Origin of the sequence: Acidovorax sp. 106, assembly GCF_003663825.1 — a bacterium.
Taxonomy (GTDB): domain Bacteria; phylum Pseudomonadota; class Gammaproteobacteria; order Burkholderiales; family Burkholderiaceae_C; genus Acidovorax.
The window spans coordinates 787,300-810,787 of record NZ_RCCC01000001.1 but is presented as its reverse complement, the minus strand read 5'-3'; the positions used below and the strand labels follow the sequence as shown (position 1 = coordinate 810,787).

The window sequence follows — 23,488 nt, the reverse complement described above, 5'->3', positions numbered from 1 at the left end:
CCTGGCATTTTTTGACCTGTTCATAGTTTCCCATGGCCACTTCTTTCACACTCGAACACGACATCGGATTCGATGCGCTCATGGCCGAAATAGAGCGCCTGGTCTGCTCCGGCGTCCACCCCGACCGAATCAGCGTGTCCCAGTACCCCGCGTCGCAGTGGGTCTGCAACGCCCACTGGGTGTACTCCGATGGCCCGGACGACGCTTGTGCCGCTCAGCGCATGGACGCACAACTCGCGTTGCTGCGCTTGATGCTGGAGCGTGGGGCTGATCCCAACAAGCGCAAGAACCGCAATGCCACGCCTTTGGCCGTGTGTTGTGAGCAGTTGTTGGGTGATACCGGGGGGCGCTCTTTGGAGCGGCTGGGTATGGTGCTGGCGGCAGGGGGCGATCCCCGCAAGACCAAGGACCCCGCGCTGTGCATCGCCCTCGGGCTGGGGGACATGCGTGGCGAGATTTGCAGCATCCCATTTCGGCGTGATGACGCCCAGGCGGGGCATGCCGAAATGGTGTTCCAGGCGGTCGATATGCTGCTGGCGGCCGGTGCCGACATCGAGGCGATGGATCACCGCGAGATGTACAACCCGGTGCTCATGGCCGCCTACATGGGGAGTGTGCCGCTGTTGCGCTTTTTGAATGACCGCGGCGCCAATGTGCAGTTCATCACCCCCGCAGGCACCAACGCGCTGATGCACTGTGCTGGCGATGTGGACGGTCTGAACCTGAGCCGCGCTGGCATCTCGGTGGCGTGGCAGCGAGGGGTCGACCCTGTCGCCACCACCCGCCAGTTGTTCGAATGGGGCCTGGACCCCGCCGCTGCCAATGCCCGTGGTCGCACCCCGCTGCGTCTGGCCGTCAGCGCTGGCAACCTGGATGTGGCCGCCGTGCTGGCCGAGGCCCTGGCGGCCCAAGGCAAGCTCGTGGCTGCCGATGTGCGCCTGTTCCGTGGCACCGAGTACGAGGCCCGAGTGGCGGTGTTGACCACCTCGGTAGCACCCAAAAAGCCCGCCAAGCCCAAGGCCGCAGACGGCACCGCCCAGCGCGCCACCTGGGAGCGCGCGCCCGGATTGATCGACGGGCCCACGGACTGGACCTCCAGCCAATACCCGGATTGGCTGCGCACCTGCCTCAAGGACGTGATCGCGCGGCTGGGTTCGGGCGAAGACCCGCGTGTGCCGCCTGGCCTGTTGTACCTGGAATACGACGACTACTTCCGTGGCCTGAAGCTGTCGCGCACCAAGTCGTACCTCAGCCGCAGCGGCGCGGTGGAAATGGGTGTCCATGTCTTCGATTGGTCTGTCATGCGCATCCGCTTCTCGCAGGTAGAGGGCGACGACTGGGTGCTGCGCGAAGCGATTGATTTGCCCATGGCGCCAGGTGCACCACCCACCAACGATGTGCTGTGCGATGCCATCGGCCAGCTTTGCGTCCGCTACCTCAAAACCCTGGGTTGAAGGCAGGTCGGCGCTGCCGCAGCCACCGGTCCCCTCCATCCCCTTTTCACAGCCTGACGCCATGACCACCAAGCCCAAATGGACCGACCGCATTCATAGCCCCATCCGTGTGCTGAACCATGCCGACGGCCTGCACCTGGAGAAATTCACCGATGCCGATCTGGACCAGATCGCCGACTGCGATGACATCCTGGACATCGACCTGCGCAGCAACCGCACGGCGCAGCCGGTCGATCTGTCGCGCCTGGCTCACATCCAGGGGCTTCGGCGCTTGAGCCTGGAGCGCCTGCAGTTCACCAACCTGCAGGCCCTCAAAGCTTTGCCCCATCTGAACTCGCTGACCATTGCGTACTGCGACTTCAAAGACTTCGAGACACTCAACGGCCTGAATGTAAAGACGCTGTTCGCGTGGAACAACAAGTTCACCCACTTCCCGGCGGGGCTCCAGTTGCCCAGGCTCGAGAGCCTGTACCTGTCGCACAACCGCATCACGGATTTGTCGTTCGTTGCCAGCTACCCCACCCTCAAATGTTTGCATGTGAACGGCAACCGGATCACTGACCTGGCTCCGTTAGCCCACTGCGCGGCTTTGGAATCCCTGTGGGTCGATGACAACCCGCTGGCCACGCTGGCGCCCCTGGCAGGGCGGCGCTACCAGCGACTGCATGTGAGCAGCCATCTCAGCGCCGAGCGGGTGACCCTGCAGCTGGAGTTGCCTGAGGAGCCGTATGTGCGCACCCCAGAAAGCATCGAAGCCTTGCGCATCGCGAAGCTGATGGAGACCAAGGATTGGCCGCAGCTCTACGCCATCACCGACCTGGCCTTGCTGGGCGATGCGTTCTCTCACCTGGTGCACGGGCACTTTGACGAGGAGATGGTGCGCGGCGCGCTGGCACACCCGGCCCCCGGCGCGTTCGATGCGATGGTGACCCATGGCCTGCGCCCGCACTACTGGGAAGAGTCCAAGCTGCTGGTGTCGGTGCTCAGCAGCTTTGGCGAGCACTTGGTGGCCCCGCTGACCCAGAGCTTTCACGCTGAGCTGGCCTTTTACCCGGAGTACGAACCGTTCTATGCGGGCAAACTGAAGCTCGAGCACGCCACCATCGCCCGCATCCTGGCAGAGGCTCCCATCCCCGCGTTTGCCGACCTGTTCCTGGCGTTCTTCCATCTGCGCGAGGGCTTCTCCGAGGCCCACCTGCACCACTACAAGCGCTTGCTCGACGTGGTGGGCAAAGTCCAGTCACCGCAACTGGTGGAGCCGATCATCGACTTGCTGCGCTGTGAAAAGCACATCCTGGGCGGCGACGCAGCCTTCATGAAAAAGGTCTTCAAAGCCATTGGCCAGTTGGGTGCCAAGGCCGATGCGGCGGTGCTGGCCAGCCGCTTTGATGTGTCTGCCGAAACCCGCACCGATGTGGCCGAGGCGTACGAGGCCACCCTCAAGAAGCTGGAAAAGAAAAAGAGCTGATGCGCTGCAGCCAGCCGCCGCATACCGCTGTGTTTTGCCCTTGCCGTTGAACCCGCACCATGTCTGAGTCCCGCCTGCACTACACCGTCTATTTTGCGTCCCGTGTGCAGGCTGCCGCCTGGGCTGCCGAGGCCCAGGCCACCGCCCAACTGCCGCTGCCAGACCAGGCCCGTGTGCTGGGCACCATGCTCGGCCTGGGCGAAGACGCTGGGGTCTCTTTTGAGTTTGCGGGCGCCGCGCAGCTGTGTGCCGAGCTGGCTGTCCTCGGGCCATGGAACCTGCTGGCCGCTGCAAGCTGGCCGCCCGGGTTGATGGAGCGAGGCGCGAAGCTCTTTGGCTGCGAATGGCACAACGGCCCCAAGGCGGAAGGCTTGTGGCTCAACGGCCCCAAGCCCGTCACGCGCAAGCAGTTTGAGGCCGCTGTGCGCAAGCTGGACCCGCTGGAAGAAGTGCACCAGTTGCTCTCCAAAGAACACTACGGCGAGGTCTTGAACCTGGTGCACCACCACGGCCTGGACCCCAACACCGTGCTTTACCACCGCCCACTCATCGTGCATTTGCTCACACCGCAGGCGGGCAAGGCCAGCGGCGTGTTGCCGACCGACGCCATCATTGCCCTGCTGCAAGCCGGGGCGCGGCCCGACCCCCTGGCGCTGGTCACCCACATGCCCAGCTACACATTGCCCGTATTTCCGCTGCACTGCGCGGCCCGGGCGTTTGACATTGCGCTGATGCAGACGCTGGTGGACGCAGGTGTGGAGGTGAACGCTGTGGACGACGAGGGACGCACGCCCTTGATGCAACTGGCCGATGCAACGCACTATTTAGGCAAGCCGGTGACCATGGCCGTGCAGGCCGCGCAGTGGTTGCTGGAGCGGGGCGCAGCGGTCAACGCAGTGAGCCACCACGGGGATTCGGCCCTGGCCGGGGGGGTGCACCAGGCGCTGCGCGACCTGCTCATGGCGCACGGCGGTCAGGTGATTTGGCCGCGCTATGCGCTGGAGTGCGACGCCCCAGAGCAGCAACTCCACGCCATCTCGTACCACGACCATGCGCGGCTGGACGCGCTGCTGGCGCAGGCCCCGCCGGACGAAGCCCATCGGCATGGCTTGCTGGGCAGGGCCGTGGACGAGGGGAACCTCCCTGCGTTGGACCGGCTGTGGCGGCCGGGGGACCATGCGCTGATGTGCATCGACCCCATGGCCGAGTCCCGATTGCTGGCGCAATGCACCACCAAGCACGAAGGCACGGACGTGGCCACGATGCGAGACCTGGTGCAGCGCAGCGCACCCGAGGCATTTCCGGCGCGGGACGCCGCTTGGCTGAATGCCGCCACCAGTTGCCTGCAGGATTTCAGCAGCCGCATCGTGGACCGGCCTGTGGAGATGGTGGACATGCTGCTCGCGCTGGGCGTGCCCGCCGAGCCGCCCGCCGATGCGCAGCACACCCCCTTGGAGGCCGCTATCCACGCCCAGTCTGAAGCCAAGGTGGCGCTGCTGCTGGCCCATGGTGCCAACCCGAACCGGGTGCTGCATCACGGAGGCAACACCTTGCATGAGGCGGTGGAGCACAAGGCGACCGGTTGCATTCCCCTGTTGCTGCAGGCTGGGGCCGACCGCACCCACTGCGACCGCCAGGGCCGCACACCGCTGCAGCTGGCGGTGTCCAAGCGCAACAAGGCGGCGCAGAAACTTCTGGCGGACTGATCGCGCAGCTGTCACTCGGGTTTTGAATGAAAACGGGCTCTAGCACTTATTAAATAAGCGCTGGTAGCTATCATTTTTGATGATTTTGCCGCCTTGCGCTGTGCCTGCAGACCGCGGCTGGCAGGGCGCGCACATAGCTGTGGGGCATGAGCTCACGCCGAAAACAGCTGAGTCCGAGCTTATTGCGAATGACCATTTATCGTTATGCGCGCGGCCTTCTACAGTAAGGGCATGGCGTGCGCCAGCACCTTGGCGCCTGTCATGCGAAGGGATGGGGCCGCGGCCCTGCTGCAAGTCCTTCGGTGCAGTGCCGTGCCGCATGGCGTGCTCACACACACCGCCCGCAGCGGCCTCCAGGGCCCGAACCCTTTCGCTCTCCATCGCTTGCGAAAGAACCACACAACAATGAACTTCCAACAACTGCGTTCCGTTCGCGAGGCCGTGCGCTGCGGCTTCAACCTGACCGAGGTGGCCGCCTTGCTCTACACCTCCCAACCTGGCGTGAGCCGCCAGATCCGTGAACTGGAAGAAGAGCTGGGCATCGAGATTTTTGTGCGCGCAGGCAAGCGGCTGACGGGCCTCACGCCCCCCGGCCAAGCGGTGCTGCCGATTGTGGAGCGCCTGCTGCAAGATGCCGACAACCTCAAGCGTGCCGGGCAGGACTACAGCTCCAGCCACGAGGGGCGCCTGTCCATTGCCGCGACGCACTCGCAGGCACGCTATGCCTTGCCCCATGTGGTGCGCGACTTCCGAGCCATGTTTCCGCAGGTTTCGCTGCATTTGCACCAGGGCTCGCCCAAGCAGGTGGCAGAGATGCTGCTCAGCGGCGAGGCCGACATTGGCGTGGCCACCGAGGCGCTGTCGCACTACGACGCCCTGGTCACCCTGCCGTGCTACCGCTGGACGCACAGCATCGTCGTGCCGCCGGGCCACCCGCTGCTCGATCTGCAAGAGCCCGTGACGCTGCAGCAGTTGCAGGCCTTCCCCATCATCACCTACGAGCTGGGCTACACCGGCCGTTCGCACATCGACGAGGCCTTCGCCCGCGAGGGGCTCAAGCCCGAGGTGGTGCTCTCGGCCATGGATGCCGACGTGATCAAGACCTATGTGGAACTGGGCATGGGCGTGGGCATCGTGGCCTCCATCGCGGTGGACCCCGAGCGAGACCGCCACTTGCGCATGCTGGATGCGCGCCACCTGTTCGAGGTCAACGTCACCCGCCTGGGCGTGCGCCGGGGCACCTGGCTGCGGGGTTATGCCTACAGCTTCATCGAGACCTTTGCTCCCACGCTGACCCGCGAGGCGGTGGAGCGCGCCGTGCGGGGTGTGTCAGCGCATGAGTGAGTGCGTTGATACCCGTTCTGGCTGAGCTTGTCGAAGCTTTGCTCTGCGCTTCGACAGGCTCAGCGTGAACGGTGGTGGGTGGGTTGAGCGGATACACACCCTTGCTATCCGTGTGCCTGCTTCTTTGCGCCAGAAATATCCGTTCGGGCTGAGCTTGTCGATGCCTTGCGCGGCGCTTCGCCAAGCTCCGCTTGAACGTTTCAAGCAGGTTCATACCCCATCCAAAACCTGTGCAGCGCCGCAGACTGCCCAATGCACGCTCAAATCACCCGAAAGCCATGCGTCCCATCGCGCCCCAATTGCTCCACCAGCCCAAACTCCCAGTCCAGGTAAGCCTGCATCGCCTCGCGTGGGCTGTCGGTGCCTTCGTAGGGGCGGCGGTAGCGGTCGATGCGGGGTGAGGCCAGATGGGTTTCGCCTTGCTCCAGCGGCAGGCCTTGGGCAATCCAGGCCAGGGTGCCGCCTTCGAGCACCTGCACGTTGGCGCCGGTGGTGCGGGCCACATCCACTGCCGCGTAGCGGGCCAGCAGGCTGCTGCCGCAGGTCAGCACATAGTGCGTTGCTTGGGGGATGGTCTGCAGTGCCTGCGCCAGCTGCGATCGAACCACAAACCACGCGCCGGGGATGTGGCGCAAGGTGTAGTTGGCGCTGGTGGTCATGTCCAGCACCCACACATCCCAGCCCATCTGCGCCAGCCACGATGCGCTCATATTGGCGCGCACGCCGACCCCGCCAAACGCGTCGCCATCGTCCAATACCTCGACCGCCTTACCCGCGCAGGCGACTGGGCCCTGGCCCACCGCGAGGCCTATGCCCAGGTCTACACCCAGCTCACCCGCCTGCCCATCGAAGCCGCCCGCACCATCACCGGGCGCGCCGCCATCGCGGCCCGGCCGGTAACGCAGGCCGACGTCACGGCCCTGCAGACGGTGGCCGACCGATCCGCCCGCGACGGCATCTTGCCTGCACGGGTGGACGTGGCGGCGATCACGGACGCGCAGGTGTGGTGCGGGGCTGTCTGATCGGGCTGCAGCCCCAGATTTGAATAAAAAGTGGCTCCAGCGCTTAATAAATAAGCGCTGGCAGCTATGAAAATGAGAGCGTTTGGGCGCTGCTCTTTGCTCTTACTTCGTCGAAGCTGTAGTGCATGGGGCGAAGCCCAGCAGCTTGCCGGGCCCATGCCATCCCAGCCGCTCTGAACGCGTCAGGCTTTCTTTTTCTCCAAACGCGCCAGCGTGGCTTCATACGCCAGCAGCACATCCGGTCTTTCTTCGGCGGCCGCATGGAAGCGGCTGGCCAGCACGGCGGCATCGGCCTTGGTGCCCAGCTGGCCGATGGCCTTGAATATCTTTTTCATGAAGGCAGGGTCGCCGCCGATGATTTTCTGCTCAAAGCGCAGCAGGTCCATGATGGGCTCCACCAACTGCGCAGACTGGGTCTTGCCCACCACGTCGAGCAGGTGCTTGCAGAGGTACAGATAGTTCTCAGAGAAGCCCTCGCGCTCGTTGAAGAAGGCGAGGAACAGCTCGGTGCAGGCCGGGCTGGCGATACCCGTCAGGACGCACATGATGATCTCGTGCTCGGACTCCATCTTGCCGACGTAGAACTCCTCCTGGTAGGTGGGCCGTGCCAGCGCCGTGTAAAAGCACTCGGTCATCGGCGCGATGGTGCGTTCGCCGTATTCACAGAGCACGTACGCCAGCAAGTCCGACATCGCTTTGTCCGGGCGCAGGCCGTTGGCGACCATGGCGTGGAATGCGCCCTCCGCCGGGTGCGCCAGTGCACCGCGCAGTGTCGCTGCGTCGCCACGCCGATTCAATAAGCTAGCGAAGGCCCGGCCCAGCAGCGCCAGATCGGTGATGGCGTAGAGCGCTGGCCAATCATTTTTCGCCATCAGGTCGGCCACGTGGCGCGGTGCCTTCTCGTCCTCTGTGATGGTTTCCCCCCTGGGCCATTCATCCTGCTGCAGCCGCAGGGCGATCTGCTCTTCGCGGTGCTGTGGGTCGGCATAGAAGCGGGTGAATTTTCTGCCCGCCAGCGGTGCCAGACTGGTGACGGGATTTTCCTGCACGTCCAGGTCCACCACGGCCGGGCATGCGGCCAACGGGGACAGATCGGTGATCTGGTTGCGTTTCAGGTACAGCGTGGCCAGGCCGGGGTAGCTTTGCACAAAGCCCAGGTCTGAGATGAGGTTGTCCGATATGAACAGGGCCTTGAATCGCGGCAGGTCCAGCCCCGCCGGAAACGCTGTCAGCTTGTTGTGCCACAGATATAGGTGGCTCAACACCTTGAAGCCGTTGAGTGCATCAAAGTCTGAGAACCGGCAGTTGTCGATGATCAGCGTCCCCAGGTGGGGCAGTGCCCGCAGCGCCTGGAGGTTGGTGAATTTCAGCCCCTGCAGCTCCAGCTTGCGCAGGCTGGTGATATGGGCGAGGCGTGCCAAGTCCAAGGGCTCTTTCATCTTGCTGCGGTCCAGCGTCAGTTCGAGCACATCGTCGCAGTCGGCAATTTGGTCCAGTTCTTCACTGGTAAAGCGCTCCAGGCGCAGGCCCTTGGAGTGGTTGAGTACCTTGACGCGGGTGTAAACCGAGTCGGTCCACTTGGATTTGAGCTGGGCCATGGTGTCAGGTTGGGTGTGATGGAACAGTGGGCACAAAGCGCCCGAAAAGCGCACCGCCAGCGTGAAGCGGGCTGCGTCTGTTGATCATAGGGGGCATCCCTGCGAGCGCAGTGGACAGCTTGTCCAGTGGGCGCGGTGCATCTGCAGCGCGAGGTCACCAACGCTTTGTTTGTGTGCCCATTGGCCCTATTTATCCATTCTTATATCTATTCAATTTTCAATGTAACAGGCGTATCCTTAGCGCATGCCTTCCGCCGCCCAAACCTACGCTGACGCCATCCGAACCCTGCTGCGCCCCGGCCCCGCCAAGGCGCAGGCGCTGGCCCAGGCGCTCCAGGTCAGCCAGCCCACTGTCTCCAGATCACTCAGCGCGCTGGGTGACGATGTGGTGCCCTTCGGCGCCGCAAGATCTATTCAATACACCCTGCGCGACCCACGTCGCGCTGATCTGCAGGCCACGGTGTACCGCGTCACCGCCCAGGGCACGCTGGAAACCCTGGGCACCCTCGTCCCGGTATGCCCAGAGGGCTTTGTGATGATCGAAGCGGGCGGTGCCCGGCTGCACAGCGACGGCCTGCCCTGGTGGATCTATGACATGCGCCCGCAGGGCTACCTGGGGCGCGCCTACTGCCTGCGGCACGGCCAGCGCCTGGGCTTGCCCGAACGGCTGGGCGACTGGAGCGACACCCACGCGCTGCGCGCCATCCTGGACCAGGGCGACGACATGCCCGGCAACCTGCTCATCGGCCCCACCGCGCGCGACCAGTTCGTCAACGCGCCCGACCCCGTGCCGATGGCAGCCGCGCAAAAGCTGCCCGCCTACGCGCAGTGGGCCGACCTGGCTGCGCGCGGCGAAGTGGCGGGCTCGTCTGCCGCCGGAGAGCAGCCCAAGTTCACCGCCTACGCAGAGCAAGCCGATGGCACCGCCGCGCATGTGATGGTCAAGTTCACCGCAGAACTCGACACCCCCGTGAGCGCCCGCTGGCGCGACCTGCTGCTGGCCGAACACATCGCCCTGCAGGTGCTGCGGGACCACGGGGTGGCTGCCGCGCAGTCAATGACCTGGATGCACGGCACCCAACGATTTTTAGAAGTGCAGCGGTTTGACCGGCTGGGCGCACGCGGGCGCAGGGCGCTGCATTCCTTCGCCGCGCTGGACGCCGAGTTTGTCGGCAGCGGCGGCAACTGGCCGGTGATTGCCAGGGCGTTGTGGAAGTCCGGGGTCATCACCCCCCAGGCCTTTGACACGGCCTGCCTGCTGTGGGCGTTTGGCACGCTGATCGGCAACACAGACATGCACAGCGGCAATCTGTCGTGCTTGTCAGAGGGGCAAAGGCCTTATGAGCTGGCGCCTGCCTATGACATGACGCCCATGGCGTTTGCGCCCACGGCGGGGGGAGGCTTGCCGAATCGGGCGCTTGAACTGACGGTGGGGGAGCAGGTCAGCGCGGTGGCTTGGAAAGAGGCGCTTGCGATGGCTCGGGTGTTTGTTCGTCGGTTAGAGGACGAGGAAGGATTTAGCGCGGGCTTTGATGCGTGCAAGGTTGAGTTGCTGCGCCATGTGGTGGTGGCTGCTGAGCGTGTTGGGCGGCTCGCGCTGTAGATTGGCTGCTGGCAGTGCTGGGAGCAGAAGCCGGTTGCGTGCTGAGGCAGTTCTTGCCAAAGAGCCTCGATATTTCGGGACAGCCCCTGCAAGCCCCTCGGCCTCCAGACCCCGGTTCAGATGCTCAATCAATGTGTTGCGTCGATGGGCTGAATTTGCCATCCGAAGCGGACGTGTATTGTTCCGTAGGATGGTCTGGTTTCCGCTATCTCTCGCAGTTCCTGCGATTGTGAGCACAAATCCAAGAGCTGCGGTTGCACGTCGGCTCCTATCCCAAAGTGACAGAATCGCGCATGCTTTTTGTTCCTGAGGTTCACGACAGAGACTTCCCTCAACTTGCGACAGGCTTCGCCAATATTGTTGGCGCACAGCGCCTGCTCCGCCGGTTTGAGTGGTTGCATAGCGAAATCGCTGCAAATCCCTTTATGGATTCTTGGCTGCGCGAGCGTTGTTCGTTGGAATTGACCTTCAACGACATACTTGCCAGCGACAGGGTCTCAGAGACCAAGCCTTTACGAGTACACACTGAGGCGGAATACGAGCTGGTGGCGTTCCTCGCCGGTGTCATGAATATCTATCCACGGCTCTCACTTGCGGGTCAACGGCGACTTCAGGGGCGCTTGATCGACGGCTTAAAAACTGAACAAGGGCTACTGGGGATACAGCACGAGGTGACCACCGTGGTCCACCTGATGTCACGCGGCTTTGACGTAGAGTGCCGAGACCTAGAAGAAGGAGGCGGATTTGACTTCTTGGCTCGACGTGACGGAGTTGAGCTGGAGATAGAGTGCAAGATGGCATCTGGCGACATAGGTCGCAAAATCCACAAACGGAAAAGCCTCGCATTGTTCAAGGAGCTACACGCGGCAATCACTCAAGTATTCAAATCTGCGATCGCAGGGCTCGTGGTGCGTGTTACTGTGCCAGACCGATTGAGCGGAAAGCCGGAAGATCACAGGCGAATTGCTCGTACGGTTATCGAAGCTTTGCTACGCGGGGCCGAGGTCTCTTCTGAAACCTGCTCGGTGCGAGTCCATGAATTTCAATTGCTGGGAAGTCCCTTCGATATAAGCAACGAGTCTGAGCTTTCGAAGTCTGCAGTTTCGGAAATGATCTGTCAGATAACAGGTCAATCGAACACCAGCAGCATGACGGTCTTCTCGCCTGGAAAGCATGCGGTTGTTTTGGTAGTAGACAGTATGAAACGAGACAAGGTGCTCGATTCGGTACGCGCAGTGTTGAGAGAATCAGCGCTCAGTCAGTTTACGAGAGCACGCCCTGGAGTACTCGCAGTCCAGTTGCACGATCTATCCGAGAAGCAACTTGGGGGGCTAGCGAGCGCCGACTCCAGCGACAGGCGGAGCGCAACCAGCATCCAGATGATGACTTCGGATCTATTGAACAGCCCGAGTCGGTCCCATGTGCATTCGGTGGTGTACCGAGCGCATGGGCACTTGGTAGATGATGGTGCCATTAAGACGACCTCGAGCCTAGCCTACTACATCGTCAACCAAACAAATGAACACGCCAGTGACCCGCGCTATGCCGTCTTCAGTGACCCGAATCGCCCTCGTAGCAGTCCTATTCTGCTGTCGCCATAGCTGACCGGATTCCGATGCGTCCCACTGAGTGCGTTTAGGCACCGACACTCAATCTGCGCCGGTAGCTCCGATCACGTCGGATGTCTATAGAACGCTGGTCGTAAGAAGCGGGGCGAACGGCTGCTGCTGGCTGATCTTCGCCACTACCCTCGATCCACCGCCCGCATCCCCACCAACCCCGGCATAGCCCCCCGCATCGCCTCCAAAAACAGCCGCAGCCGCGCCGGATAAAACCGCGCATACGGGTACACCAAGTACACCGGCAGCGGTGCCGCATGCCAGTTGGGCACCAGGTGCAGCAAGTGCCCATGCCGCACATCGTTGTCCACGATCCACGCCAATGAAATAACAGCTTCCCTGCATAGGTACCCTGGCTACACTGCGCCCAGTCAAACCAATACAGCCAAGGGAGCGCCCAATGCAATGTCCAACTTGTAGTCAATTCAATTCAGCCACTGACGTGCGGTGCCTAAACTGCAGGACAACGTTGATTTACGAGGCCGAAGGGCATTCAAAGGAATTTAAAAAGGCTGCGCATGCTTTGGATGCCCGCATGTACTCGGGCATCGGTGCTTTGCTCGGATTCTTCCTGGTGGCAGGTTTGCTCAAGTTTGTGTTCACTGCCCATTGGCTCTCTGATCGCGAAATTTATCTTGCCGCTGCACTTTCAGGCCTTGTTGGCTCTGTCATCGGGCTGGTGTTTCTGCGATTCAAATCGAACTACTAGAGTCAAAGGCACTGGTGGGCAGCAGACCTGCCCCTCCGCAATCTTGAGCGATGTGATGCAGCCGGGGATGGTTGGCTGCCAATCGATTGCCGCCGTGCCAACCCACAATTGCGGTCACCGGCTCCTTAAGCCGCCTTGCCTCCTAACCTCCAAGGTAGCCCCCCAAATTTCCACACGCCAAGGAAAAGTTCAGATGTCCATCAAGATCCAGCACGATGATGACCACACCGTCGAAACGCTCGATGAAGTCGCCATGACGTTCATGGCGCTCATGACCCATCGCTTGAACACGAGCCTTCGTGAAAACGGCATTTCATCGTCTGAGCGGCGGCAAGAGATCTGCGCGCAATTCATGTTCAACCAAGCGTATGAACTGGATGCGGGTTGGTTTCAGGACGAGAACGTGCGCTACTTCCCCAAGCTGTGTTTCCTGGAGCGCGCCAAGCCCACGGAAGACGAAAACCTGGGGGCGGTCAAAGTGGTGCATATCCCGAGTGAAGCCTCGTCTTGGCATGAATATGCGCACGGCGTGGTGTCAGACTATTTTGAGTGTGGTGAATCGCTAGATCCTCCCGTGCGCACTGGCTCTTACGATCAGGAGAACGTGTGACCATCGTCGCACTGAGAGGTGTAGGCCTAGGCAGACTACTTTGCGGACCGTGACTGTACGTTTGAATCTGCGGCGATATCGCTGTGCCTGAAATTCTGAGAGATGACTCCTTGGAGTCTTCTCTTCTGCTAGCCACTGAGTCCAGGTGCAATCTCAAAAACATCTCCGTTCGTCGGTGTTGCCGACTCGTGATAGATGTCGTACAGATACTGCGCCAGCTCGGCCGGAGGCACATCGGACGGAATCGCGAGGCCTGCCGGGCGGCGCTTGCCTTCGTTGCCTATGTGGTAAGCGGTCCAGGCGGTACCTGAGCGTTCGATGGCAATGATGCGTCCAAAAACATTAAAGCGGTGCGACATGGAGGAGGCGGCTCCTTTGGTAACTGCGTGACAAGTGGCTTGCTTTGGCGGGGGGTAATGGTCTCATGACCCCACCGCCCGCATCCCCACCAACCCCGGCATCGCCCCCCGCATCGCCTCCAAAAACAACCGCAACCTCGCCGGATAAAACCGCGCATACGGGTACACCAAGTACACCGGCAGCGGTGCCGCAGGCCAGTTGTGCACCAGGTGCAGCAAGTGCCCCTGCCGCACATCGTTGTCCACGATCCACGCCGATGAAATGCACGCCCCCAGCCCGGCCAGGGCGGCGCGGCGCAGGGCGTACAGGCTGTCGGTGGCCAAACGCGGCGTGATGCCAAACGTGTGGGCCTCGCCGCCTGGCTCTTGGGTCAACGTGACCTCGCGGCGGTAGAAGGTGCTCAGGGCCAGCCAGGGCAGGGGTTGCAGGTCTTGCGCGTGCTGGGGTGTGGGGCGCCCGGCCATCAGGGCGGGGGCGGCCAGCACCATGCGGGGCACTTCGGCCAGGCGCACGGCCACCACACTGGGGTCGTCCACCGCGCCGACCTGGATGGCGCAGTCGATGCCTTCGGCGATGAAGTTGGGGCGGCGGGGGCACTGGCTGCACCATTGGCCGGGCGCCTGGCCGACAAGCGCGGGCCCGAGGTGGTGACGCGCTATGGCGCAGGGCTGGCTGCTGCGTCGTTTGCGGTGATGGCGCTGGCACCGCTGCTGCCTGCACAGGCGCAGCTGGGGTTGATTGTGGCCAGTGCCATTGGCTTTGACTTTGGCGTGCAGGCCACGCTGGTGGCGCACCAGACCATTGTGTACGGCATCGACCCAGCGGCGCGCAGCCGGCTCAATGCGCTGCTGTTCACGGGCATGTTCATCGGCATGTCGGCCGGGGCGGCGCTGGGCAGCATGGCGCTGGCGCAGTGGGGCTGGCTGGGCGTGGTGGGCTTGGCCACGTTGGGGGCGCTGGCGGCGCTGGGTGTGCGGCTGGCGGGGCGGTTGTGAATGAAAAGTGCTGCTAGCGCTTGCAGATAAAGCGCTGGCAGCTATATTTTTAGTAGCGTTTGGCGCTCGGGCGGCGCTCAGGTTGCCCTCAATCCGTGCTCAGCCCGCGCTCGTACCAGCCCTTGCTGCGGTTGACGATGTGCACCACCAGCAGCATCACCGGCACCTCAATCAGCACCCCCACCACCGTGGCCAGCGCCGCGCCGGAGTGAAAGCCGAACAGGCTGATGGCGGCGGCCACGGCCAGCTCGAAGAAGTTGGATGCACCAATCAGCGCCGAAGGGCAGGCCACGCTGTGCTTTTCGCCTACGGCGCGGTTGAGCCAGTAGGCCAGGCCCGCGTTGAAGAACACCTGGATGAGGATGGGTACGGCCAGCAGGGCGATGACCAGCGGCTGCGTCAGGATCGCCTCGCCCTGGAAGGCAAACAGCAGCACCAGCGTGGCCAGCAGCGCGCCGATGGACCAGGGGCCGATGCGCTGCAGTGCGGCGTCGAGCGCAGCCGGGCCACGCGCCAGCAGGGCGCGGCGCAGGGCTTGTGCGATGAGCACGGGAATCACGATGTACAGCACCACCGAAGTGAGCAGCGTGGCCCACGGCACGGTGATGGCCGACACCCCCAGCAGCAGCGCCACCAGCGGCGCAAAGGCCAGCACCATGATGCTGTCGTTGAGCGCCACCTGCGACAGGGTGAAGAGTGGGTCGCCCCCGGTCAGGCGGCTCCACACAAACACCATGGCCGTGCAGGGCGCAGCGGCCAGCAAAATGAGCCCGGCGATGTAGCTGTCGATCTGGTCGGCAGGCAGGTACGGCGCAAACCAGTGGCGGATGAACAGCCAGCCCAAGAGCGCCATCGAAAACGGTTTGACCAGCCAGTTCACCACCAGCGTGACGCCAATGCCGCGCAGGTGCTGGCGCACTTCACCCAGGGCGGCAAAGTCCACCTTCATCAGCATGGGGATCACCATCACCCAGATCAGCACGCCCACGGGCAGGTTGACCTGGGCGACTTCCATGCGGCCAATGGCCTGGAAGACGCCGGGCCACAGCTGCCCCAGCCCAATGCCCACCACGATGCACAGGAACACCCAGACGGTGAGGTAGCGCTCGAACACACTCATGGCTTGTGGGGCGGGAGGGCTGGCGTGGCAGGCTGCGGCGGGCGTGTTTTTCATGGGGCTTCACAGGCTTTTGGGGCAATCGGGCGGAAGGGCTCAGTGGGCTGACAGATCGCGGGCGGTGCTTTGCAGCACGGCGTGCTGCAGCTTGTCGGCGGGCAGGCTGATGAGCAGTGACAGGCGGCGCTGGATGGCGTGCAGGGTTTTGCGGAAGGCTTCGAGCTTTTCAGCTTCGCTGCCATCGCCTTCGGACGGGTCGGCATAGCCCCAGTGCGCGGTGGCGGGGTGGCCGGGCCAGAAGGGGCACACCTCGCCCGCGGCGTTGTCGCACACGGTGATGATGAGGTCCATGTGCGGCGCGCCGGGGGCGGCAAACTCGTCCCAGCTTTTGCTGCGCAGCCCTTCGGTGGGGATGCCGGCCTTTTGCAGCACTTGCAGGCCCAGCGGGTTGGGCTGCTGGTTATCGCGCGGGCTGCTGCCTGCGGAATACGCCTTGAAGCGCCCTTCGCCCATGGCGTTGAGCAGCGCTTCGGCCAGGATGCTGCGCGCAGAGTTGTGGGTGCACAGAAAAAGAACGTTCAGGGGGGAGACGGATTCGGTCATTCGGGGCCTCAGGTCAGCAGCAGTTGGAAGAAGAGGATTTGGACGGTCCACAGCACGCGGCTTGTGCAGTCATTGGTGCCGGTTGTGCCGTGGCTGCCTTCGGGGCGCAGCAGGCGCCTTGCGCCGCCGCTGCCGCTTCATTGAACACAGGAATGTTTTCGAGCGTGTGAAAGTGCTCCCACGCCACGCCCTGCGGGTCGGTCACCCAGTGCTTTTCGCTGCGGGCGTAGCAGCAGGTGGTGGCGCCTTCGTCCAACAGGGCCATGTCGGCGGCGTTGGCGCGGGCTTTCAAATCGGCCAGTTCTGCCGCGTCGTCAACCTGAAAGCCCAGGTGGTCCAGCCCCGGCTGGTTGCCGCGCGTAGAGATCGCAAAGTTCACGCGCGGGTCTTCCAGCATCCATTTGGCGTAGTCGGCCTCCACCCGGGCAGGGGTGGCCGCAAACAGGCGTGAGTAAAAGGCGATGCTGGCGGCAAGGTCGTCGACATGCAGGTGAACGTGAAAGCGCTTCATGGTGGGGCTCCTGGGGATGGGTTCTTGGGGGCGGTGAGACGTGTGTTCTCAGCAGGCGCAAGGGGTGGTAGCAGCGGCGGGCAGGCAGGTCTGGCCCTGACAGCAGTTCTCGGTCAGGTAGCCGATCAGCGCGTTCATGCGGTCGAACTGGGCGCGGTAGATCAGGTTGCGGCCAGCACGCTCTTGCGCCACCAGCCCGGCGTGGGTCAGCTCTTTGAGGTGGAACGAGAGCGTGTTGGGCGCTACGCCCAGGGCCTCGCTCAGGGCGCTGGGTGTCAGCCCCTCGGTGCCTGCCACGACCAGGGCGCGAAAAATCTCCAGGCGCGAGGCTTGGGCCAGCGCGGCCAGGGCTTTGACGATGTCGTTGGTTTTCATAATTCAATAATAATTGAAATATAGAAGTAATGGCAATAAAAAAGCACCGGGGCCGGTGCTTTTTTGCTAGGCAGGGTGGGCCAGGCCACCTGCCGGGTTACATGCCCAGCGACTTGAGCAGGTCGTCGGTGTCGCTGCTGCCACTGGTGGCTGCTGGGGCGGGCGCCGGTGCGGGCGCGTCGTGCGACTGGGCCATCAGGGCGTCCGGGTCTGGGGCTTCCTGGGCCTCGAAGTCGTAGAGCTTGATGAACTCGGTGCGGTCCATTGCCAGCTCCAGGTAGAAGATGTTGTTGTTGCCGGTGTAGAAGGTCACGCGGCGGGCTTCGGGGTTGTCCAGGTTGGCGTCCACGCTCAGCATCACTTGCTTGTTCAGCACCAGCATCTTGGGCTGGTTCTGGGTGATGTGGGTTTGCAGTTCGCGGCGAATCTTGCCGGTGAAGTCGCCTACCACCTGGTTCATCAGCTCGCCCATCACGTTGCTGACTTCGTCCGAGGTGTAGGAGGTCACCAGGTCGTCCCGGGACATGCCCATGCTCAGCAGGTAGCTCTCGTACAACTCCATGGCCGCTTGGGCCGAGAAGTTGATGATGACCAGGCCGGAGAAGCCGCCGTCGAACAGCACAAAGCAGCCGATGTCGGGCTTGAGGCAGGTTTTGGAGATGCGTTGCACCATGCCCGAATAGTGGACCTGGCTTTGGGTGGCGACGGTGAGCACGCGTGTGACGGAGTTGCACAGGCTCATCAGCAGGTCTTCGGTGCCGAATACGACGGGTTTATCTTGGTGGCTCATGGTGGCTGGAGGCGGTGCGTTGATCAGGAAGGTCTGTGGCGTAGCATAGGCCATGAAAGCCTTTGTCACCAGATGCGTTACCCCAGTTGTGGGGGCAGGCGCAACACAGTGCGGGTGCTTGCTTTCATGGCGCGTGGGAGAGAGGTCAAGAGCCTGCGGGCGGGGCTGGCTGCACAGGCCTGCTATGCAGCCATTGCCGCAGCAGGGCCTCGGCGGGGATGGCCTTGGAATACAGGTAGCCCTGGGCCTCGTCGCAGTCCAGCTGGGTGAGCAGCGCGGCCTGTGCGGCGGTCTCCACGCCTTCGGCCACGGTCTCCAGCTTCAGGGCCTTGGCCATGCCGATCACTGCGGTGACGATGGCGCGGTTGCCCGCATGCGTGTCCATGCCACGCACGAACGACATGTCGATCTTGAGCTTGAACACCGGAAAGCTCTGCAGCCGCTCCAGCGACGAGTAGCCGGTGCCAAAGTCGTCGATGGACAGGCAAAAGCCCGCTTCGACCAGGCTGGACGCCACCAGCCGCGCTTTCTCGGGCTCGTTCATCAGGGCGGACTCGGTCATCTCCAGCTCAATCATGCCGGGCGCTACGCCCTGGGCGCGCACCAGGCGCTCTGCACGTTCAGCAAAGCCCTCGTCCATCATCTGCGTGGCCGACACATTGACGGCCACACGGGGCACCACGGCGGCGCTGTCTTGTTGCCAGTGGGCAATGTCTCGGGCGGCCTGGGTCAGGGTCCAGTCGCCCAGCTCGCCAATGAGGCCGCGCTCTTCGGCCACGGGGATGAATTCGCCCGGGCTGATCCAGTGACCGTCTTCATCGCACCAGCGCGACAGGGCCTCGACCCCGCACAGCACACCCGTGGCCAGGTGCACCTTGGGCTGGTAGTGCAGCTGCAGTTGCGATTGCGCCAAAGCGCGGGCGAGCTTGGTGCCTAAGGAAATGCGGCGCTCCAGCTTCAGCCCTAGCAAGTCGGAGTACAGGTGGCTGCCGCCCCCGCGCGCCTTGATTTCGTACATGGCGATGTCCGCATGCTTGAGCAGGTCTTCCACGTCCTCGCCCTGGTCGGGGAAGGTGGCCACGCCAATGCTGGCACCCACCTCGAACTTGAGGCTGTCGATGAGCACCGGGCGGGCGAGCGCCGCTTGCAATTGCTGGGCACGCAGCAGTTTGTCTTCGCCTGGCGCCAGGGCGTAAACGCACATGAACTCGTCGCCGCCCACGCGGGCAAATACGTCGTCCTTGGCGCAGGCGGCGCGAAAGCGGGTGGCCAGCTCGGCCAGCACGTTGTCGCCCACCACATGACCGTGGGTGTCGTTGATTTCCTTGAAACGGTCCAGGTCCACGAACAGGACGGCGGCCGCTTGGCCGTGGTGCTGCGCGTGATAAAGCATTTGCTGCGCCAACATCATGCCGTTGGTGCGGTTGGGCAGTCCTGTCAATGAGTCGTAGAAGGCCAGGCGCTCCATGGCCTGCTCGGTGGACTTGCGTTCAGTGATGTCCAGCACCGTGCCGTAGCCCCGTATCGGGTTGCCTTGGTGGTCCCTCTCGATCACGCCGCGCGCTTCAATCCAGCGCACGCCGGGGCTGGATTGCACCCGGCATTCGTAGCGGAATCGGCCCACTTTCTGGGCGGCCGTCCACTCACCATCCACCCGTTGGCGGTCATCCTCGTGCACGCAGGTGAGGAAGTCGGGGTACGTGAACGGCTTGGCCACAGGCCAGCCCAGCAAGCGCGCCGCTTGGGGGGTGAGGGCGAAGTTGCCATCAAAGTGGGTCTGCCAAGTACCGATGTTGGCCACGGCCTGGGCGTTGAGCAGGTCGCGCGTGAGCTGGGTTTGCTCGCGCAGGTCTTCAAACACCAGCAGCAGGCGCTGGTCTTGCCCCTTGTCTTGCGTGGGCAAGGTGTGTGCGGTGATGCTCACGGGCACGGCCAGAGGATTGTGGTGGGGGCGCACCTCCACGGTGTCGCGGGCGCTTTGCTGGCGCAGTGCGGCGTCGATCAGGATGGTGATGTTGGTCACGTCCATCACGTTGGCCAAGGGGCAGCCGCGCAGGCTGTTGGGTGCAAAGCTGAACAGCTTTTCAAAGGCGCGGTTGGCAAACACCACCTTCAAATCAGGGGTGGCCACCATGGTGCCGTAGGGCAGGTTGGCGAAGGCGGCGCCATAGTCGCGCAGGTCCGCAATCAGTTCGTCGCGGTGGGCGATGTAGCTGTCAATGGCCAGGCCCACGTCCAAAAATACCACCTTGATGAGGGCTTGGAAGGTGTGCAGCAACTCGTCGGCCGGGGCATTGCTCAGCCCCTGCGCGATGCGCGGAAATAGCTCGGTCAGGTAGTGGCTGTAGGCCCCCAGGTACCAACCTGGCGACAGGCCCACCTTGGCATGCACCAGGCCGACGCGCAAGCGGTCTTCCAGATAGGCGCGGTCGTACACCCCGGCAATCAGGGATTTGAAATAGCTGGACTGGGATTTTTTGAGACGGGCGAGGGTGCCTTCGTCCGGAATGAGTGCGCGTGTTTCGCTGAAGGACAGCAGGTGCTCGTAAAACGATTCGATGAAGCCGGGGGCTTTGTCGCCAAGCATTACATGCAGGCGCTGTAACGCACTTTCGTCCTGCGGCGTCAGCGACAGGAAATCCTTGCGGCGTTGAAAGTTTCGGCTGAGGTCCACAAAACTGCCTGTCAATGGGTTACCGAATGCGTCGAATGGAATGAGAGCGCTGGTTGACCAGTTCCATCTTGCGCCAATTTACCACCCCTGGCTGGATGTGTTTACATTTAGAAACCTTTGGGTGCTATGGGCTATTCAGACCCGGTGCCAGTGGTCCGATTTTGTTGCGCCGCTGCGCTTTTATTTCTGAAAAATAACGGCATCCAGTTCCAGCGCGCGGACGCTGGATGCAGCCGACTCGGCCTCAGAGCGCGAGGCAAACGGCCCCACCCGCACCCGAGTGCGGGTGCCTTTGGCGCTGTCCAGGGTCTGCCGGAAGGCGGGCAGGCCTTCGTTGAGCAGGCGGGACTGGGCTTTGCGTGCATTGCTTTCGTCGGCAAACAGACCCACGTTGATATAAAAACCGGGCGCGGTGCCCACGGTGACGCCACTGGCGGCAGAGGCCTTGCCCTCAGCCTGGCGGGCCGCAGAGGATGCGGCAGGTGTTTTGCCTGCTGGCACCGGCTTGGCGCGCGTGGGCTCTGAGGCCTTGGCTGCCACGGCCTTGGAGGCTGCCGCCTGCTGTGCGCTGGCTTTGGACGCCGGGGCTTCCTTGGCTTTGTCAGCAGGCTTCTCTGTGGGTTTTTCGGTGGCTTTTTCGGTGGCTTTTTCGGTGGGTTTTGCCGCTGGCTTTTCGGCCGACTTTTCGACGGGTTTATCCGCTGGCTTGGCTGGCGTTTTCTCAGGCGCTTTGTCCGCGACAGAGGCCGTCGCTTGAGACGCCCCCTTGGCCCTATTGGCTCCGTTGGCCCCATTGACCCCATTGGCAGGGGCTTTGTCTGCTGGTGCTGCAGCGGGCTTCACGGCAAGGGATTGCTGAGGTGCTGCGGCCACGGTGGCAGCGGGCAGCACATCTTCTGCGTCACCGGCCACGGTGGGCGCACTACTGGGTGGCTGCGGCTTGGGCTGCGCAGCGGCCATGTCCGCCTCTTCTGCCACAGGGCGGCTGGCGGGGGTGAGGGTGGGGGAGGGTGTGTTCCAACTGGCGCTGGGAGCCGCGGCCTGCGCCGGCGCCGCCTGGGCAGGCGACTCGCCCGTGAAGGTGCCTTGCGGGAAGACCAGGTAAGCGAGCAGTGCCGCACCCGCCAGCAGTGCATGCCCCGCGATGACCCAGGTGAGCCGTTTGCGCGACACCGCCTGCTTGGCCAGCAGGTCGCAAGCTTCGGGGATGTTGGCCGACGCAGCCAGCGCTTTGGTCACGCGTTTGCGGATGTCGGCGTGCAGGATGGCGTGGGCGTACAGGCCCGGCACCACGCTGCCCAATATGGCAAAAGCACCCACCACGCCCCATTCCACCGCCTGCGGCCACTGCAGCAGCGGGCGGCCCAGGCCAAACACCAGCAGCGCCACGCCTTCGGCAGCGGCCACATACACCAGCGCGGCGCCCCACAGCTGGCGGTACACCATCCAGCCCAGGGTGAAGAAGCAGGCGGCCCAGTGCCAACTGGTCAGGGTGCGGCCCATGGCGTCGAGCCGGGCAAACGCCTGAACGTAGCGCTCTGTGTTCACAGGGCCCAGCGCGGCCCGATAGAGGGTGGTGACGGCGCTGTCGGAAGGGGAGTCCAAGGACATCAGAGGAATGTGGGGGGCATGAACCGATGGGGCGGGCATAGCCCATTCTGGCACGCCCGCCAGAATTTGATCGGTGGAAAAGCGCCGTTTGGGCGGTGCCCGGGCCGCGCGGGAGGCTCTTGCTGGCCCGGTATGGCAATATTGTGTGCCAAAAATGGCGCTAGCGCCTGATAGATAAGCGCTAGCAGCTATCAAAAGATGAGTAAATCGCAGACCCCGCTGGAGGCCGTCACATCACGGGTCACCTGTTCCTGTGAAAACGACTCAGGCCCCACGCACCATGGCCATGATTTGTCCGGCGTCCAGCGTGGCAGCCTTTTGCCGGATTTGCGGCAGGTACTGCGTTTGCATTTGCTTGGCAGGACCGAGCAGGCTCTGAAAGGTGTCGCGCAGCAGGGCGGTGTCCATGGTGCGCCCCCCGGCGTAGTAGCGCTTGGCCACCTGGCCCAGCGCGTAGGTGGTGGCAAATGAAAACGCCATGCCGGTGGCTGCGCCACCCAGCCCGCCGATGGTTTTGCCCGCCACCTTGCCCAGCAGGCCGCCCAGCAGCTTGCGGCCAAACTGCTCGACATATTGCGATGCCATGCCCACCCCAGCGGCGGCGATGAATTCCTTGATGTGCCCCCGGTCCAGCTCCACGCCGTGCGCCTTGCCGATGGCGTGCACCATCTTGATCTGCAGTGGAATGATCGCCATCGAGGCCCAGGACTGGGGCAGCAGCTCCAGCGCGCCGTTGAGCAGGGCGTAGTTCAGGATGGATTTGTCCAGTTCGGCATCGTGCGGCACTGCGGTGGTGGCAGAGGCGGAAAGCGCTGACGTCGAAACCTCGGCGGTGGCTAGGGCACCAGCGTTGTCCAGCGCCAAGGCCAGAGCCTGCTCTTCCTGGTCAAAGGCCGTGGTCTGTTGTGCGCCCAACTGCAAGGCTTGCTTGAGCGCTGCCAGAAACTCGCGCTCTGCAGCGGTCTGGCGCCCGTCCACATCGCACACGCACACGGCCATCTCGTAGGCCAATTGGCGGTGGGCTGGGTCTTGCAGTGCGGCAGTGGCCGCTTGCAGGCTGGTGCGGCGCAGCAGCACGTCTTGGTACAGGCGGGGCAGGTCTGGTAGGTTGCCGTCTGCGGCCAGCGATTGCGCGATGCGGCGAATCTCCTCGCGCTCGGTGTCATCCTTGGCCCCATCGGCAAAGGCGGCCAGCATGGCGATGGTGAGGACGGACTGTTGCTGTTGCAGGTTCATAGGGCTCTCTCCACGGGGGCAATGAATGGCCGCGCTGGGGCTTGCGCGGGGGTAAGCCTCGCATATCAGGGGGCTTTGGGCGG

The 23,488-nt window shown here is 63.3% G+C and carries 19 protein-coding genes and 2 pseudogenes; 9 read left to right on the top strand and 12 right to left on the bottom strand.

The genetic code is table 11. The features are described from left to right. Positions 1 to 32 precede the first annotated feature (32 nt). The 4 genes from C8C98_RS03575 (at position 33) to C8C98_RS03560 (ending at position 5,972) form a co-directional block, all read left to right on the top strand. Complete coding sequence (locus tag C8C98_RS03575) at positions 33 to 1,454, top strand: ankyrin repeat domain-containing protein (protein WP_121453158.1); 1,422 nt, start codon at positions 33 to 35, stop codon at positions 1,452 to 1,454. Between the two features lie 61 nt (positions 1,455 to 1,515). After that, positions 1,516 to 2,922, top strand: a complete 1,407-nt coding sequence (locus C8C98_RS03570) for a leucine-rich repeat domain-containing protein (RefSeq protein WP_158600133.1) — start codon at positions 1,516 to 1,518, stop codon at positions 2,920 to 2,922. Positions 2,923 to 2,981: 59 nt separating this feature from the next. Then, positions 2,982 to 4,628: an ankyrin repeat domain-containing protein gene (locus C8C98_RS03565; protein ID WP_121453156.1), complete on the top strand. Its 1,647-nt coding sequence runs from the start codon at positions 2,982 to 2,984 to the stop codon at positions 4,626 to 4,628. 405 nt (positions 4,629 to 5,033) lie between these two features. Beyond that, positions 5,034 to 5,972 carry a CysB family HTH-type transcriptional regulator gene (locus C8C98_RS03560; protein WP_121453155.1) on the top strand — a complete coding sequence of 313 codons (939 nt, stop codon included), beginning with the start codon at positions 5,034 to 5,036 and terminating at the stop codon, positions 5,970 to 5,972. A 260-nt stretch (positions 5,973 to 6,232) separates the two neighbouring features. Here C8C98_RS03560 and C8C98_RS03555 read toward each other — a convergent pair. Continuing rightward, positions 6,233 to 6,730: pseudogene (locus C8C98_RS03555) on the bottom strand (rhodanese-like domain-containing protein); the annotation flags it as partial. 446 nt (positions 6,731 to 7,176) lie between these two features. Then, the gene (locus C8C98_RS03545; RefSeq protein WP_121453154.1) at positions 7,177 to 8,592 is read right to left on the bottom strand and encodes a leucine-rich repeat domain-containing protein; all 1,416 of its coding nucleotides are present in this window, start codon (positions 8,590 to 8,592) and stop codon (positions 7,177 to 7,179) included. A 244-nt stretch (positions 8,593 to 8,836) separates the two neighbouring features. Here C8C98_RS03545 and yjjJ point away from each other — a divergent pair, with 244 nt between their 5' ends. From yjjJ to C8C98_RS03520, 4 genes are all read left to right on the top strand, one after another. Then, positions 8,837 to 10,195, top strand: coding sequence for a type II toxin-antitoxin system HipA family toxin YjjJ (yjjJ, locus tag C8C98_RS03540; RefSeq protein WP_121453153.1), 1,359 nt, complete (start codon positions 8,837 to 8,839; stop codon positions 10,193 to 10,195). 293 nt (positions 10,196 to 10,488) lie between these two features. Further along, the gene (locus tag C8C98_RS03535) at positions 10,489 to 11,796 is read left to right on the top strand and encodes a hypothetical protein (RefSeq protein WP_121453152.1); all 1,308 of its coding nucleotides are present in this window, start codon (positions 10,489 to 10,491) and stop codon (positions 11,794 to 11,796) included. Between the two features lie 487 nt (positions 11,797 to 12,283). Next, entirely contained in the window at positions 12,284 to 12,523 is a 240-nt protein-coding gene (locus C8C98_RS03525; RefSeq protein WP_147436323.1) for a hypothetical protein, read from the top strand. Positions 12,524 to 12,716: 193 nt separating this feature from the next. Next, positions 12,717 to 13,133 (top strand): hypothetical protein, encoded by a 417-nt coding sequence (locus C8C98_RS03520; RefSeq protein ID WP_121453150.1) that lies wholly within the window; start codon positions 12,717 to 12,719, stop codon positions 13,131 to 13,133. A 128-nt stretch (positions 13,134 to 13,261) separates the two neighbouring features. Here C8C98_RS03520 and C8C98_RS03515 read toward each other — a convergent pair whose 3' ends face one another. Both C8C98_RS03515 and C8C98_RS03510 read right to left on the bottom strand, forming a co-directional pair. After that, positions 13,262 to 13,492: a hypothetical protein gene (locus C8C98_RS03515; RefSeq protein ID WP_121453149.1), complete on the bottom strand. Its 231-nt coding sequence runs from the start codon at positions 13,490 to 13,492 to the stop codon at positions 13,262 to 13,264. 63 nt (positions 13,493 to 13,555) lie between these two features. Further along, positions 13,556 to 14,029, bottom strand: coding sequence for a LysR substrate-binding domain-containing protein (locus C8C98_RS03510; protein ID WP_370450314.1), 474 nt, complete (start codon positions 14,027 to 14,029; stop codon positions 13,556 to 13,558). Positions 14,030 to 14,047: 18 nt separating this feature from the next. On the opposite strand from C8C98_RS03510, the pseudogene C8C98_RS03505 reads away from it, so the two are divergent. Next, positions 14,048 to 14,488, top strand: a pseudogene (locus C8C98_RS03505) (MFS transporter); the annotation flags it as partial. A gap of 88 nt (positions 14,489 to 14,576) precedes the next feature. Here the strand turns inward: C8C98_RS03505 and arsB are convergent. The 8 genes from arsB to C8C98_RS03465 form a co-directional block, all read right to left on the bottom strand. Next, positions 14,577 to 15,662, bottom strand: a complete 1,086-nt coding sequence (arsB, locus tag C8C98_RS03500) for an ACR3 family arsenite efflux transporter (RefSeq protein ID WP_233574439.1) — start codon at positions 15,660 to 15,662, stop codon at positions 14,577 to 14,579. Between the two features lie 39 nt (positions 15,663 to 15,701). Further along, on the bottom strand, positions 15,702 to 16,208 hold the full coding sequence (locus C8C98_RS03495) for an arsenate reductase ArsC (RefSeq protein WP_121453148.1): 507 nt from the start codon (positions 16,206 to 16,208) through the stop codon (positions 15,702 to 15,704). A gap of 13 nt (positions 16,209 to 16,221) precedes the next feature. After that, positions 16,222 to 16,719 (bottom strand): ArsI/CadI family heavy metal resistance metalloenzyme, encoded by a 498-nt coding sequence (locus C8C98_RS03490; RefSeq protein WP_121453147.1) that lies wholly within the window; start codon positions 16,717 to 16,719, stop codon positions 16,222 to 16,224. A gap of 48 nt (positions 16,720 to 16,767) precedes the next feature. Next, positions 16,768 to 17,094: a helix-turn-helix transcriptional regulator gene (locus C8C98_RS03485; RefSeq protein WP_121453146.1), complete on the bottom strand. Its 327-nt coding sequence runs from the start codon at positions 17,092 to 17,094 to the stop codon at positions 16,768 to 16,770. Between the two features lie 97 nt (positions 17,095 to 17,191). Next, the gene (locus C8C98_RS03480; RefSeq protein ID WP_121455999.1) at positions 17,192 to 17,884 is read right to left on the bottom strand and encodes a DUF3334 family protein; all 693 of its coding nucleotides are present in this window, start codon (positions 17,882 to 17,884) and stop codon (positions 17,192 to 17,194) included. 145 nt (positions 17,885 to 18,029) lie between these two features. Then, positions 18,030 to 20,558 (bottom strand): EAL domain-containing protein, encoded by a 2,529-nt coding sequence (locus tag C8C98_RS03475; RefSeq protein WP_121455998.1) that lies wholly within the window; start codon positions 20,556 to 20,558, stop codon positions 18,030 to 18,032. Positions 20,559 to 20,738: 180 nt separating this feature from the next. Further along, on the bottom strand, positions 20,739 to 22,169 hold the full coding sequence (locus C8C98_RS03470) for an SPOR domain-containing protein (RefSeq protein ID WP_233574438.1): 1,431 nt from the start codon (positions 22,167 to 22,169) through the stop codon (positions 20,739 to 20,741). Between the two features lie 264 nt (positions 22,170 to 22,433). Next, the gene (locus C8C98_RS03465) at positions 22,434 to 23,405 is read right to left on the bottom strand and encodes a YcjF family protein (protein ID WP_121453144.1); all 972 of its coding nucleotides are present in this window, start codon (positions 23,403 to 23,405) and stop codon (positions 22,434 to 22,436) included. Between the last annotated feature and the right edge of the window lie 83 nt (positions 23,406 to 23,488).

What these genes read in the sequence shown, in the direction of transcription:
- C8C98_RS03495 (WP_121453148.1), bottom strand. Translation starts at nt 16,208, where the DNA reads ATGACCGAATCCGTCTCCCCCCTGAACGTTCTTTTTCTGTGCACCCAC.
- yjjJ (WP_121453153.1), top strand. Translation starts at nt 8,837, where the DNA reads ATGCCTTCCGCCGCCCAAACCTACGCTGACGCCATCCGAACCCTGCTG.
- C8C98_RS03485 (WP_121453146.1), bottom strand. Translation starts at nt 17,094, where the DNA reads ATGAAAACCAACGACATCGTCAAAGCCCTGGCCGCGCTGGCCCAAGCC.
- C8C98_RS03465 (WP_121453144.1), bottom strand. Translation starts at nt 23,405, where the DNA reads ATGAACCTGCAACAGCAACAGTCCGTCCTCACCATCGCCATGCTGGCC.
- C8C98_RS03515 (WP_121453149.1), bottom strand. Translation starts at nt 13,492, where the DNA reads ATGTCGCACCGCTTTAATGTTTTTGGACGCATCATTGCCATCGAACGC.
- C8C98_RS03535 (WP_121453152.1), top strand. Translation starts at nt 10,489, where the DNA reads ATGCTTTTTGTTCCTGAGGTTCACGACAGAGACTTCCCTCAACTTGCG.
- C8C98_RS03545 (WP_121453154.1), bottom strand. Translation starts at nt 8,592, where the DNA reads ATGGCCCAGCTCAAATCCAAGTGGACCGACTCGGTTTACACCCGCGTC.
- C8C98_RS03560 (WP_121453155.1), top strand. Translation starts at nt 5,034, where the DNA reads ATGAACTTCCAACAACTGCGTTCCGTTCGCGAGGCCGTGCGCTGCGGC.
- C8C98_RS03490 (WP_121453147.1), bottom strand. Translation starts at nt 16,719, where the DNA reads ATGAAGCGCTTTCACGTTCACCTGCATGTCGACGACCTTGCCGCCAGC.
- arsB (WP_233574439.1), bottom strand. Translation starts at nt 15,662, where the DNA reads ATGAAAAACACGCCCGCCGCAGCCTGCCACGCCAGCCCTCCCGCCCCA.
- C8C98_RS03520 (WP_121453150.1), top strand. Translation starts at nt 12,717, where the DNA reads ATGTCCATCAAGATCCAGCACGATGATGACCACACCGTCGAAACGCTC.
- C8C98_RS03570 (WP_158600133.1), top strand. Translation starts at nt 1,516, where the DNA reads ATGACCACCAAGCCCAAATGGACCGACCGCATTCATAGCCCCATCCGT.
- C8C98_RS03480 (WP_121455999.1), bottom strand. Translation starts at nt 17,884, where the DNA reads ATGAGCCACCAAGATAAACCCGTCGTATTCGGCACCGAAGACCTGCTG.
- C8C98_RS03565 (WP_121453156.1), top strand. Translation starts at nt 2,982, where the DNA reads ATGTCTGAGTCCCGCCTGCACTACACCGTCTATTTTGCGTCCCGTGTG.
- C8C98_RS03470 (WP_233574438.1), bottom strand. Translation starts at nt 22,169, where the DNA reads ATGTCCTTGGACTCCCCTTCCGACAGCGCCGTCACCACCCTCTATCGG.
- C8C98_RS03575 (WP_121453158.1), top strand. Translation starts at nt 33, where the DNA reads ATGGCCACTTCTTTCACACTCGAACACGACATCGGATTCGATGCGCTC.